We start from the raw sequence: 12,619 nt of genomic DNA, 5'->3' as shown, positions 1-12,619 counted from the left end.
CTCCTAGAATAGATCCAATAGCTCCCAATGTTAAGATGGTCGCATAAGCCCCCTTGCCCCCGTAGAGTCTATTGGAAAATGGAAGTAAAAACTCAAAAGCCGCAAAAAAGAAATTAACGCCGGAAGCCACCAACAAGAGAAAGAAATGTCTTTCTGATGCCAGATATAGTTTAGTCCATCTTTCATATCCGAAAAAATATCTTTCCCGGTAAACTGTTTCCTCTCTTGAACCTTAGCTTCTTCTTTCGGAAGGAAAGCCACTAGGACAAAGGCAATGAAAAAGGTCAGCGCATCTAGTAAGAGGGTCGCATGGAGACTGGCAAATTGTAGAACTAGGAAAGAAAACACGGGAGAACTGACACTAACAACTTGTAAGACCAGCTCCAAGTGCGCATTATAGGTTACAATCTCTTCTTTCTCCACAACTTCTGTAATAATGGCTTTATTGGCAGGTCGAGAAAAACCAAAGGCAATGGCCTGAACAATATTAGCAACAATCAAAGCCGCAATCATCCAACGATCATTTCTGATAAAAGAAATCGCCAAACACAGGAGACCACACACCAAGTCGGTCGTCATCAAAATCTTGCGACGGGAAAAACGGTCTGAGATCACGCCTCCAAATGGATTCACGAGAATCCCTGTCACTAACTCAGAAATCTGATAGATCCCTAATACCGTCTTTCCTATAGTCCCCATCGAGGCCAGCCAGACACTATTCCCATAATCATAGAGCATATTTCCAATTTTGGTAATCGCTCCACGACTAATTAATTGGACCGCATGTCGGTTCATAAAATCTCCTTTATCTCTCTCCTATTTAGAACATTCATCTATTACAAATTTATCAAAGTGTTCTTGATAGTAAGCTACCTGCTCTGGAAGACCTAGCACATCAAAAATATGCATAGCCTCTTGCATTTGCTGACTCCCTTCTTTCTCTAGCCCCTTCTGATAGAGAGCAAATCCCTTGAGGTAATGAAAGACATTGCGCTCGTAGAGTTTGATACTCTTGCCGATAATCTTTTCCACATTGGCCTCAAAATAACTAGCACTTTCAAAAGAACGGTGTTCTAAACAATGCTGGTAACAATTGAGGGCTAGAATCAAGACTAGTTTTCGATGGCGACCAATTTCCTTGTAGAAATCTTCACGCTCCATCACTTCTCTCCCAAGCCGTGTGACATAGTCCACATCATAAAAGCTGTAGAGATTGCCAAAGAGGATCAATTCATACATGGTCCACTCTTCTGTCTGAAAGAGATAGTCCGCCACCTTGTCCAGATCACTCTGCTTCATGGTGTAGCTGACATCTCTCTGGCAAATCAGCCCTTGTAACAAGATCCAGTTCAATTCAAAATATAGGGGATTGATCGAACCTTTAGCCTTTTCAAGTTGTTCTCCTTGAAGCCTTTGAAAACCAGCAATATCATTTGCATAGTAAAGCGGAATAATCTGAGCCATCAAGGCGACATGCTCATGGTGTTGAAAATTCCTAGCCTTATCCATAAAATTCTCAATCGTCACATGGATATTGTCTAATATTTCAAAGAAGCGCGACGCAGTCAGATCCGACTCCCCCAATTCAAAACGGGATAATTGAGAGGTCGAGCAGGCTTCTCCTGCAGCTTCTTTCAATGAATAATTTTTACTGATTCGAAATTCACGAAAAACTTTGCCTAAATCTTCCATTTGATTACCACTTAAATTCCTTTAAGTACCTTTCTAACTCTTGCAAGTATCCTTCGTAGAATCCATGTTCTTCTTTAACGGAAACATCTAATTGTCTTAAGTAAGAAATCAGCCAATCAACCAATAGATCATACTGATGAAGAGGTAGGCGTTTCATCTGCTCTTCAACAAAAGAAATGGCCTCTGCAAAGCGTTGCTCTTCTAAAACTTGCTGAAGATAGTGATTCCCGTTGATGAGTTTTCCTTCCTCATCCTCGTACTGCCCCAAATCTAAATTCTGAATCTGTAGGCGCAAAGTTGTACCAATTATATCGGCTACACCTTTAATCTGCTTCATAAACCAATCATTTTCAGTCGTCATAATGTTCTCCTTAGGCAAATTAGAAAACTACACTTTCTCCGCTAATTCTTCCCATTCTAGCATGGCTTCTTCTTAGGTGGCAGTCAGCTGGTCCAATTGCTACTGGCTCTCAATGAGTTCGCCGGTTTCATTGGTGGCCTGCAGCTTCTTTCAATGAATAATTTTTACTGATTCGAAATTCACGAAAAACTTTTCCAAGATCTTCTATCTATTCCACCTGCTCTGACAGTTCTGCCCATTCTTCCATGACCGCTTCCTGCTGGACAGTTAATTGGTCCAGGTCACTCTGGAGTTGTACCAAGTCTTCTGCATCATTGGTGCTATGCATGGTTTCGGTGATGGCTTGGATTTTTTGATCAATCTCTTCCATCTCCGCTTCCAATTGCTCAATGCGACGGGTGATTTTCCGGAGTTCCTTCTGATTTTGCTTTTGCAGGTGATAGTCATTGCTGGTGACTTCCTCCGTAGAAGAAACAGGCATAGCTTCTACTTGCGCTGCAGCAAGGGCCTCTAACTCTGCTTTTTTCTCCAGATAATAATCATAGTCTCCCAAATAAAGGGTCGAGCCCTCTTCTGAGAGTTCCAAGACTTGTGTAGCCACCCGATTGATAAAGTAACGGTCGTGGCTGACAAAGAGCAAGGTCCCGTCAAAATCAATCAAGGCATTTTCCAGCACTTCCTTGCTATCGATATCCAAGTGGTTGGTCGGCTCATCGAGAATCAAGAAATTGTTATTCTCCATGGACAGCTTAGCTAGAAGCAAGCGGGCCCGCTCTCCACCCGACAGCATGCCGACGGTTTTCTTGACATCGTCCCCTGAGAAAAGGAAGGCTCCTAGGCGATTGCGAATTTCTACTTCTGGTGTCAGTTTAAAGTCATTCCAGATCTCATCCAAGACACTATTGTGAGGGGTTAGTTTACTTTGGGTCTGGTCATAGTAGCCCACCTCGACATTGGCCCCAAAACGAGCTTCCCCCTTGATGAAAGGAATCTGCCCGACAATAGACTTGATAAGAGTAGATTTCCCGATCCCATTTGGTCCTACAATAGCGACCGCATTCATCTTACGGATATCCAGATTGATCGGCTCGGACAGGATTTGATCATCATAGCCGACAGCTGCCTCTTCTACTGTCAAAACGACATTGCCAGAGGCCTTATCAGAATGGAAGGTCATATGGGCAGACTTGGTCCCAGCTTCGGGCTTGTCTAGGCGCTCCATTTTTTCCAATTGCTTGCGACGAGACTGGGCCCGTTTGGTGGTCGACGCCCGCACCAAATTGCGATTAACAAAGTCTTCCAGCGCCGCAATTTCTTTTTGTTGCTTCTCGTAGTTCTTGGCTTCGGTCAACAATTTTTGCTCTTTTTGCTCGACAAAGCTAGAGTAATTGCCGACATAGCGGTCCAAAGAATGCTTGGTCAAATCCAAAGTAATGGTTGCGACCTTATCTAGGAAATAGCGGTCGTGACTGACAATGAGAAGGGCCCCACTATAATTGACCAGGTAGTTTTCCAACCAGGCAATGGTCTCAATATCCAAGTGGTTGGTCGGCTCGTCCAGTACCAAAAGATTTGGTTTTTCCAAGAGCATCTTGGCCAGAGCCAGACGGGTATTTTGCCCACCAGACAGCTCTTCAATCTTCATCTGCCACATGGACTCATCAAACTTAAAGCCGTTGAGAATGGCGCGAATATCAGCTTCATAGGTGAAGCCACCTGCCTGACGGAATTCTTCCGAGAGACGGTCATAGTCCTGCATGAGTTTTTCTAAGTCAGCCCCAGTTTTTTCCCCCATCGCAAGCTCCATCTGCCGCAAGGTTTTCTCGGTCTTTCTGAGATCGTCAAAGACATGGAGCATCTCATCGTAGATAGTATTGGACGACTCAAATCGACTATCCTGGGCTAAATAAGAGAGAGAAAGGTCCCGCTTTTTATTGATTTCCCCAGAAGTCGGCTCTTCTTCTCCCACCAAGATTTTTAAGAGCGTAGACTTGCCGGCTCCGTTCTTTCCGACCAGGGCAATCCGGTCCCGTTCATCCACTTGCAGGCTGATATTATCAAAAAGAACCTCCCCTGCAAAAGAGCGTTCAATTTTGTTGGCTTGTAAAATAATCATAGTTTCATTTTACCTTACTTTTGACAAATTGACAATTGAAGAAAAGGCCAAACGCTAGATGCGCTTGACCTTTCCTCACTTTTTAGATTGTTGAAATATTGGAAGCCATTTGGCTGTACTGATAGGCGAGGAAAAGCCCAATGCCAATCACCAGCAAAAGCAAGCTCCATTTGATGACTCCCTTTACAAAGCGAATCACAAGCAGGATCATCATGGAGCCAATCAGCCAAGTGATGACCGAATGCGAGAAGAAAGCTTGGACGGCTTCCTTATTGTCTCCGAAAAATTGACGGACTCCCTCAGGAGCATAGTTTTCCCAAGCCTGTTGAATGCCTAATTCATGGGAGATTGCTAGCCCTTTTTGGGATAGCCATAGAAAGATTCCAGAGTTAAACACAAAGAGTGCCACTTGTTCTGGAAAGGTTCGAATAACATACAGTATGCGTTTGATTATTCTTACTCCTTGTATAGTTGACGAACAGCCTCAATATCCCTTGCTTGAATGCTATAAAAGGAACCGGCTGCCTGCATAACGGACTCTTCCTCAGTATGGTCCAAACCGATCGCATGGCCTAGTTCATGCTCAGCTGTATTTACAATTCGCTGATGGGAATAATTGTACTGCTTATTTAATAGATAATAGCGATTCAAACGAACGGTCACCCGTTTGAAACGATTGGTTAAGACATTGGTCTGGGATTCGGCCTCACCCGCTGCAGAAACCGTGCTATCATCCATCTCCGTTAAGATAATATCAGCCTCTTCTTCACTGGTGACAAGTTGGAAAGTGAAGGCCCCTGTCTGATTCCAAGAATCAAGAGCTTCCTCATAGGCACGGGTAAAGGTATCATCCATCGTAGGATCTAGATAAACTTTTGCACTTGTCTGATCCCACCTTGCTCCTGTTGAGGTATGGCCATCTGTTGCTAAGTCCTCTTGAGCAGATGGACTTCCCTGACCCCGTAGAGGACCATCTCGATGAAAGTAAGCATCTACCTGAGTAACAACCGTTTGGGCTGCGCGACTGACCCCATCTATTCCGCTACCGGTTTTGCCACTAAAGAATAAAGCAGCAACCAGCAAAGCAAAACTAAGGGCGAGAGTCCAAAACAAGCCCCAAACAAGACTCCAAATAACCCGTATTAGAAAACGAATCATGGCTATAATGGTTCTCACAAGTTCCTCCTTTCCTTAGGAAGACCTTTGTTTAGGTCTAGAAGAGGTTATTTTACCTCAGTTTTCTTAAAATAAGCTAAAGGGTGACGTCATGAAAGGAAAAAGATCCAGTTGACAGCAAAGCCAACCGAATCCTTTTCATCCTGCTTCTTCTTTTATACGCAGCTTAGCGATGCACTGTTACTTTTCCAGTACGATAATCCAAACTAATCCCACTCTGGACATTTGGAACAAAAACGTTAAACTCTAGACTGCCATCACTCGATTTTGCTTCAATTTGACTGCCAACTGGTACCAAATCTTCATCTGAAGCATAGTTGAGAGTCACCCGATAACGGACCCGCTTATTTTTATCTAAGGCCTTCCGAACAAGGGTTTCATAGTAATTTTGTCCCGTTGAAAAACTATCACGCGCTTGATTGGCCCAAGCTGTTTGAACCGCAATATTTTTAGGATTCGTCATCGAGGCATCAAACCCATCTAAGTTGCCAATCAAGGCATAGCCGAGAAGATGGCCCCGATCAACTGCATGGTCATATTCTCCAGCTAAATTGGTTACTTGGTGCCAGCCAGCGGGGGCCCAATCTACATCCGTCTGTTCTCTCTTTTGGTATTGACGAGTCGCCTTGGTCATCAAAGCGTTGGCAACTGTTGGAATCTCTCGCCCTTTTACAGTCTTTGTCTTGGTATCTGCATAAGGGAGACTAGCAACATCAGCATCCAGATTGGTTTTATTTTGATTAATGATAAAAGCGCCCGCTTCGTTCCATTGAATGTTCTTTCCTAGTTTAGCTCGAACACTATCTGTCAGAACACTCTCCGCTAGTTCCTTACTCGGTGTTGCTTCTTGACTCGAAGTCACAACCGTTTGAACCTGAGAGTGACTTGCGACTGGCTGGGGTTGACTAAAGTAATAGCCACCGATGGAGAGGGCCGCTGCCACCACCAAGCCAAGTAGAGTTTGTCCTGATTTTTTCATTTTAAGTGGTTTCTTTTGATTGTTTGCCACACTGGTTTCCTCTGTTTCTACTGAATGGAAAGAGCCTGGGATCACGATCTCAAGCTCCTCTTTTTGATAAATAGTTACTTACCTGAAAATTTCTGAATGATTTCCTTCCAGGTATCTGGCGAGAGAATGGACCAAGGATCCTTTCCATTGCCAATGACACCATATCCAATGACCAAGCCAAGGGCGAAAACAATCGCTAAGATAGTAAGAACCAATAGAACGATCCCCAATTGTTTTCCGATTGCTTTTAATTTAGTTTTCATCATCATCTTCCTTCACACGACGTACATCTGCTCCAAGAGCCACCAATTTCTCATGGAATTTAAAATATCCACGGTCGAGGTGGGTTAACTTGCTCACTTTGGTTTCTCCCTCAGCCACAAGCCCCATTAAAATCAAGGTCGCACTAGCACGCAAGTCTGTCGACATTACTTCAGCCCCTTGTAAGCTAGCTCCACCTTGGATACGGGCTGTATCTCTCATAATATCTGAGTGTAAGCCCATCCGACGCATTTCTTCCAAGTGTTGGAAACGATTTTCAAATACCGTTTCAATCATGGTCGATTCACCAGAAGCCATGGCCATCAAAGCAGTAAATTGGGCTTGCATATCTGTAGGGAAGCCTGGATAAGGTAAGGTTTTCACCGTCACTGGCTTCAATTTAGAAACATCTGAGCGAATGCGAATGCCATTCTCTTCTTCCGTTACCTCAACGCCCATTTCTTGCATCTTAGAAAGAAGAGGGCGGTTGTGTTCCCAAATAGCATCCTCGATTAAAACGTCTCCACCTGTCATGGCTGCACCAACCATGAAGGTTCCTGCCTCAATTCGGTCTTGAACGACATTGTGAACTGCTCCATGCAAACGATCCACTCCAACAATTGTCAAGGTTTCTGTACCTGCTCCACGTACCTTAGCACCCATCTTATTCAACAGAGAGGCCAAGTCCACGATCTCAGGTTCGCGAGCTGCATTCTCGATAACCGTCGTTCCATCTGCCAAGGTTGCTGCCATCATGATATTTTGGGTGGCACCTACGGATGGGAAATCCATGTAGATATGAGCTCCTCGAAGACGATCTGCTTTTGCTTCAATGTAACCAGCCGTTTGGGTGATTTTCGCTCCCATGGCTTCCAGACCTTTAAGGTGGAGATCAATCGGACGACTTCCAATGGTACAGCCACCCGGCATGGAAACTTTAGCATGACCATTTCGAGCCAAGACAGGACCTAGAACGACGATCGAAGCTCGCATCTTGCTGACATATTTGTAAGGCGCTTCTTCTGTTAATGGTTGCGACGCATCAACGACTACTGTATTGGTTTCTTCATCAAACGTAACTTGTGTGTTCAAGCCACGAACGACATTGTTCATTGTAAAGACATCAGATAAAACAGGAACATTGGTCAAAGTTGTTGTTCCTTCACTGGCCAAAACAGTTGCTGCTAAAAGAGGAAGAACTGCATTCTTTGCTCCTTCGATTTTCACAGTTCCAACTAGGCGATTTTGACCACCATTTACAATAATTTTGTCCATACTCGTTATTACTCCATTTCATTCAGTCACGACTACTATCATACCATAAATTCATCAAAAAAGAATCTAAAAGTTCCCGTTAAACAGTTGCCGACTGAATTCGTAAATACTGATAAAGAAGCTACTAGTTAAATATCCTACACTAATGCTGATCAATAAAATAAGAAGTCGAATTTTCACAGCTGTTTCGGCAGTTACCTTTAAAAAACGCTCCCACTGAACCACCGTTGAAAGAAGGTGGTAGGCAAAGGAAATAAACAATAAGTGGCTGCAAAAAGTAAAAATCATTTGAATCATACCTCTATTATACCATAAGACAAAGTTTCCTTTCATATTCTTAAGATGCGAAAAAAAGAAGTCGATCCAATCAACTTCTTTTTGTATTTATAATCGATTTCCGACATTAATCCGGTTAATAGCGCGTTGAAGGGCAATTTTTGCACGACGCTCCATATCAACAGAATGTTGATCTTTGGCTTCTTCAAGGGCTTTTTCAGCACGCATTTTTGCACGCTCAGCCCGGCTAACATCAATGTCCCGAGCGCGTTCCGCCGAATCCGCTACGATGGTAATGACATTATCTGCCACTTCGATAATCCCACCATTCACGGCGATCCAATCAATGTGTTTTTCGTCATCGACTCGACGGACCTTGACTTGGTCTACAGCCAAAACCGCAATGGTATTGATATGACGAGGTAAAATCCCTAATTCACCATCAATTGTCTTGACAGATACAAATGCGGCATGATGATCATAAACCAGTCCATCCGGTGTAACGATTTGGACGTTCATCTGACTCATCTTTCACCTCTTCTTAGAATCCCATTTTTTCAGCTTTTGCAATCACATCTTCGATCGAACCGACACCACGGAAGGCGTCCTCAGGCAAGTGGTCGTGTTTCCCATCCAAAATTTCCTTAAAGCCACGTACAGTTTCTGCAACCGGTACATAAGAACCTGGTTGACCTGTAAATTGTTCCGCCACGTTAAAGTTTTGAGACAAGAAGAATTGAATACGACGGGCACGAGCTACCAAGGTCTTTTCATCATCAGACAATTCATCCATCCCCAAGATGGCAATGATATCTTGCAATTCGTGGTAGCGTTGAAGGACGCGTTTGACCTCAGAAGCCACTGCATAGTGCTCTTCTCCGACGATATCTGGAGAAAGGGCACGGGAGCTAGATGCCAATGGGTCCACGGCAGGGTAGATCCCCAATTGAACCAATTTACGCTCCAAGTTGGTGGTTGAGTCCAAATGGGCGAAGGCTGTTGCTGGGGCAGGGTCTGTATAGTCATCGGCTGGCACGTAGATGGCCTGGATCGATGTAACAGAACCTTTCTTGGTTGAGGTAATCCGTTCTTGCAATTGTCCCATTTCAGTTGCCAAAGTAGGTTGGTAACCAACGGCTGAAGGCATCCGTCCCAAAAGGGCAGATACTTCTGAACCGGCTTGAGTGAAACGGAAGATATTGTCGATAAACAAGAGAACGTCCTGACCTTCGACATCACGGAAGTATTCCGCAATAGTCAAACCAGTCAAAGCTACACGCATCCGTGCTCCTGGAGGTTCGTTCATTTGTCCAAAGACCATGGCTGTTTTTTCGATAACGCCAGATTCTTTCATTTCCCAGTAAAGGTCATTCCCTTCACGGGTCCGTTCTCCAACTCCGGTAAATACAGAGATCCCACCGTGCTCTTGGGCAATGTTGTGGATTAATTCTTGAATCAAGACGGTCTTCCCAACTCCGGCACCACCGAAGAGGCCGACCTTCCCACCTTTCAAGTAAGGGGCAAGGAGGTCAATGACCTTGATCCCTGTTTCAAGAATTTCTTCTGAAGTAGAAAGCTCATCAAAGGATGGAGCTTTTTTATGAATGGATTCACGAGGAGCATCTTCTGGAAATGCTTCTTCCAAGTCAATGGTATCTCCCAAGACGTTGAAGACCCGTCCAAGAGTTTCTTTTCCGACAGGTACAGAGATTGGACGACCAGTGTCCAATACTTCCATCCCACGAGTCAAGCCATCTGTTGATTCCATGGCAATGGTACGAACGACACCATCCCCAAGTTCAAGAGCTACTTCAAGAACGACTTTTGATTTTTGTTGGTCATTTTTATAGACTACAAGCGCATTATTAATCTCAGGGAGTTTATCGCCCGTAGCAAAAGCTACGTCAACGACAGGGCCTACAACCTGAGAAATTTTGCCTAAACTCATGTCATTCTCCTATTCTATTAAGTTTCTAAGCTTGTGAATACATACCATCAAGCTTATGTTTGTATTGTTAAAATGTGCATCGAATCAACTACTCAAGCGCACTCGCTCCTGCAACAATTTCCGTAATTTCTTGCGTAATGGTTGCCTGACGAGCACGGTTGTATTGAATGGTCAATTCATCAATTACCTTCTTGGCATTGTCTGTTGCGGTTTGCATGGCCATCATACCGGCAGCATTTTCAGCTGTTTTAGCATCAATGATGGCTCCATAAATCATACTTTCCGCAAACTGTGGAAGCAATTGATCCAAAATCGCATCGCGGTCTGATTCCAACTCCAGATTCAAGATATAATCTTCATCCGCTTCATTGGGGTCCAAGTCAATGATCGGAAGCATTTGCTCTACCCGCAATTGACTGGTCAAACTGTTGACGTGGTGATTATAACAGACATACAATTCATCAAACAATTCATTTTGATACATTTGGACTGTCTTATTGATGATCTTCCGCACTTCATCAAAGCTTGGTTGATCAGCTAGACCACGTAGTTCATAAACCGGCTGGATGCCTCTTGCTCTAAAGAAATCTGCCCCAATACTTCCAATACAGATGACTTCAAAATCCTCACCCGTTGGATGGTATTCTTCCTTCAATTCCATGACTGACTTGAGGATAGAGGCGTTATAGCCTCCCACTAGTCCACGGTCAGAAGTGATAACAATATAAGCAGACTTTTTGACAGGACGACTCTTTAAAAATGGATGGTACTTAGCATTCTCAGCCTCGTGTCCATGTAAGAGGTCTGTCAATAGTTTACGAACTTTAGATGCGTAAATTTGGAAGTCCTTGGCAGCTTGCTCAGACTTCCCAAGTTTGGCAGCAGATACCATCTGCATAGCATTTGTAATTTGACTGGTATTCTTTGTCGATGCAATTTTATTTTTGATATCATTTAAAGAAACTGCCATCTGCCACTCCTATTTCTATTTGAAACTTGATTGGTTGACAAAGTCAGTAATCACTGCATCCATTGTTTCTTCACTTGGAAGATCTTTGGTCGTACGAATGGTTTCAAAGATTTCTGGATGATGCGCTTCTACAAAGGCAAACAATTCCTCTTCAAAGCGAAGGATATCATCAACTGGTACACTATCCAAGAATCCATGTGTCAAAGCATACAAGATCACCACCTGTTTTTCGACAGTCAATGGTTCATGGACCGGTTGTTTCAAGACTTCTACTGTCCGGCGACCACGGTTCAACTTGGCTTGAGTAGCGGCATCCAAGTCACTACCAAACTTCGTGAAGGCTTCCAACTCACGGTAAGAAGCTAGGTCAATACGGAGAGTCCCCGCAACCTTCTTCATAGCCTTGATTTGGGCTGATCCACCAACCCGCGATACAGATGATCCCGCATCGATGGCTGGACGAATTCCTGAGTTAAAGAGGCTATCTTGCAAGAAGATTTGGCCATCCGTAATCGAAATCACGTTAGTTGCGATATAAGCAGAAATATCTCCTGCTTGTGTTTCAATAATTGGAAGCGCAGTGATGGAACCACCACCTAATTCATCCGATACTTTCGCAGAACGTTCCAATAAACGGCTGTGAAGGTAGAAGACATCCCCTGGGAAGGCTTCACGTCCTGGAGGACGACGAAGAAGAAGGGACAATTCACGGTAAGCAACGGCTTGTTTTGACAAATCATCATAGACGATCAAAACATGTTTGCCATTGTACATGAACTCTTCGGCCATAGCAACCCCTGCATAAGGTGCAAGGAATAGCAATGGAGATGGTTGTGAGGCTGATGCCGTCACCACAATGGTGTAATCCATGGCTCCATACTTACGAAGTGTTTCTACTTGTGTCCGAACTGTTGATTCTTTTTGTCCAATTGCTACATAGATACAGATCATGTCTTGACCTTTCTGGTTCAAGATAGTATCGATGGCAATCGAAGTTTTCCCTGTTTGACGGTCTCCGATGATCAATTCCCGTTGGCCTCGTCCAATCGGAACGAGGGCATCAATGGCTTTCAAGCCCGTTTGAAGAGGCTCTGATACAGATTTCCGTTGCATAACACCAGGAGCTGGTGTTTCAACTGGACGGAAGGTATCTGTTACAATTTCTCCCAAGCCATCCACTGGCTGACCAAGAGGATTGACAACCCGACCAATCAAGGCATCCCCAGCAGGGACTTCCATGATTTTACCAGTCCGACGGATCGAGTCTCCTTCACGGATATCCGTAAAGTCTCCAAGGATGATAATCCCGACATCTGTCGTTTCCAGGTTTTGCGCCATCCCGTATGAGCCGTTTTCAAAGATCAACAACTCACCACTCATTGCATTTTCAAGGCCATGAGCACGCGCAATCCCGTCACCAATATAGGTAACGACTCCGGTCTCTGTGACGTCAAAATTTGGCTGGAAATTTTCAATTTGTTGCTTAATTAAAGCGCTGATTTCTTGTGCGTTAATCGCCAAAATTCACACCACTT

14 protein-coding genes are annotated in these 12,619 nt (G+C 44.1%); all 14 read right to left on the bottom strand.

The window, feature by feature from the left end; all coding sequences use genetic code 11:
- Window positions 1-30: 30 nt before the first annotated feature.
- The gene (locus tag FJR71_RS10060; RefSeq protein WP_082161855.1) at window positions 31-795 is read right to left on the bottom strand and encodes an MFS transporter; all 765 of its coding nucleotides are present in this window, start codon (window positions 793-795) and stop codon (window positions 31-33) included.
- Between the two features lie 21 nt (window positions 796-816).
- Window positions 817-1,692: an XRE/MutR family transcriptional regulator gene (locus tag FJR71_RS01080; RefSeq protein WP_048689332.1), complete on the bottom strand. Its 876-nt coding sequence runs from the start codon at window positions 1,690-1,692 to the stop codon at window positions 817-819.
- Window positions 1,693-1,696: 4 nt separating this feature from the next.
- A complete protein-coding gene (locus FJR71_RS01075) occupies window positions 1,697-2,053 on the bottom strand; it encodes a hypothetical protein (RefSeq protein ID WP_048689327.1) in 357 nt (118 codons plus the stop codon).
- 208 nt (window positions 2,054-2,261) lie between these two features.
- Entirely contained in the window at window positions 2,262-4,169 is a 1,908-nt protein-coding gene (locus FJR71_RS01065; RefSeq protein ID WP_048689324.1) for an ABC-F family ATP-binding cassette domain-containing protein, read from the bottom strand.
- Window positions 4,170-4,251: 82 nt separating this feature from the next.
- Window positions 4,252-4,623 carry a hypothetical protein gene (locus FJR71_RS01060; RefSeq protein WP_048689318.1) on the bottom strand — a complete coding sequence of 124 codons (372 nt, stop codon included), beginning with the start codon at window positions 4,621-4,623 and terminating at the stop codon, window positions 4,252-4,254.
- 2 nt (window positions 4,624-4,625) lie between these two features.
- Window positions 4,626-5,345, bottom strand: a complete 720-nt coding sequence (locus FJR71_RS01055; protein ID WP_140813864.1) for a matrixin family metalloprotease — start codon at window positions 5,343-5,345, stop codon at window positions 4,626-4,628.
- 166 nt (window positions 5,346-5,511) lie between these two features.
- Window positions 5,512-6,324: a DNA/RNA non-specific endonuclease gene (locus FJR71_RS01050; RefSeq protein ID WP_172605111.1), complete on the bottom strand. Its 813-nt coding sequence runs from the start codon at window positions 6,322-6,324 to the stop codon at window positions 5,512-5,514.
- 104 nt (window positions 6,325-6,428) lie between these two features.
- A complete protein-coding gene (locus FJR71_RS01045; RefSeq protein ID WP_048689312.1) occupies window positions 6,429-6,617 on the bottom strand; it encodes a DNA-directed RNA polymerase subunit beta in 189 nt (62 codons plus the stop codon).
- The gene (gene murA, locus FJR71_RS01040; protein WP_048689310.1) at window positions 6,607-7,890 is read right to left on the bottom strand and encodes a UDP-N-acetylglucosamine 1-carboxyvinyltransferase; all 1,284 of its coding nucleotides are present in this window, start codon (window positions 7,888-7,890) and stop codon (window positions 6,607-6,609) included. The genes FJR71_RS01045 and murA overlap by 11 nt, the downstream gene beginning before the upstream one ends.
- Before the next feature lie 66 nt (window positions 7,891-7,956).
- Window positions 7,957-8,187 (bottom strand): DUF1146 family protein, encoded by a 231-nt coding sequence (locus FJR71_RS01035; protein WP_082161854.1) that lies wholly within the window; start codon window positions 8,185-8,187, stop codon window positions 7,957-7,959.
- Between the two features lie 87 nt (window positions 8,188-8,274).
- Complete coding sequence (locus tag FJR71_RS01030; protein WP_048689307.1) at window positions 8,275-8,694, bottom strand: F0F1 ATP synthase subunit epsilon; 420 nt, start codon at window positions 8,692-8,694, stop codon at window positions 8,275-8,277.
- Window positions 8,695-8,707: 13 nt separating this feature from the next.
- On the bottom strand, window positions 8,708-10,114 hold the full coding sequence (atpD, locus tag FJR71_RS01025; protein ID WP_048689303.1) for a F0F1 ATP synthase subunit beta: 1,407 nt from the start codon (window positions 10,112-10,114) through the stop codon (window positions 8,708-8,710).
- Between the two features lie 88 nt (window positions 10,115-10,202).
- On the bottom strand, window positions 10,203-11,084 hold the full coding sequence (locus FJR71_RS01020) for a F0F1 ATP synthase subunit gamma (protein ID WP_006596944.1): 882 nt from the start codon (window positions 11,082-11,084) through the stop codon (window positions 10,203-10,205).
- A gap of 15 nt (window positions 11,085-11,099) precedes the next feature.
- Window positions 11,100-12,605: a F0F1 ATP synthase subunit alpha gene (atpA, locus tag FJR71_RS01015; RefSeq protein ID WP_048689300.1), complete on the bottom strand. Its 1,506-nt coding sequence runs from the start codon at window positions 12,603-12,605 to the stop codon at window positions 11,100-11,102.
- Window positions 12,606-12,619 lie beyond the last annotated feature (14 nt).

It is taken from the genome of Streptococcus xiaochunlingii, from assembly GCF_006385805.1.
GTDB classification, from domain to species: Bacteria; Bacillota; Bacilli; order Lactobacillales; family Streptococcaceae; genus Streptococcus; species Streptococcus xiaochunlingii.
This window is presented reverse-complemented; position numbering and strand designations above follow the sequence as displayed.

Coding starts and splice junctions, on each gene's coding strand:
- murA (WP_048689310.1), bottom strand. CDS start 7,890: ATGGACAAAATTATTGTAAATGGTGGTCAAAATCGCCTAGTTGGAACT.
- FJR71_RS01065 (WP_048689324.1), bottom strand. CDS start 4,169: ATGATTATTTTACAAGCCAACAAAATTGAACGCTCTTTTGCAGGGGAG.
- FJR71_RS01080 (WP_048689332.1), bottom strand. CDS start 1,692: ATGGAAGATTTAGGCAAAGTTTTTCGTGAATTTCGAATCAGTAAAAAT.
- atpD (WP_048689303.1), bottom strand. CDS start 10,114: ATGAGTTTAGGCAAAATTTCTCAGGTTGTAGGCCCTGTCGTTGACGTA.
- FJR71_RS01030 (WP_048689307.1), bottom strand. CDS start 8,694: ATGAGTCAGATGAACGTCCAAATCGTTACACCGGATGGACTGGTTTAT.
- FJR71_RS01050 (WP_172605111.1), bottom strand. CDS start 6,324: ATGAAAAAATCAGGACAAACTCTACTTGGCTTGGTGGTGGCAGCGGCC.
- FJR71_RS01045 (WP_048689312.1), bottom strand. CDS start 6,617: ATGAAAACTAAATTAAAAGCAATCGGAAAACAATTGGGGATCGTTCTA.
- FJR71_RS01075 (WP_048689327.1), bottom strand. CDS start 2,053: ATGACGACTGAAAATGATTGGTTTATGAAGCAGATTAAAGGTGTAGCC.
- FJR71_RS01020 (WP_006596944.1), bottom strand. CDS start 11,084: ATGGCAGTTTCTTTAAATGATATCAAAAATAAAATTGCATCGACAAAG.
- FJR71_RS01035 (WP_082161854.1), bottom strand. CDS start 8,187: ATGATTCAAATGATTTTTACTTTTTGCAGCCACTTATTGTTTATTTCC.
- FJR71_RS10060 (WP_082161855.1), bottom strand. CDS start 795: ATGAACCGACATGCGGTCCAATTAATTAGTCGTGGAGCGATTACCAAA.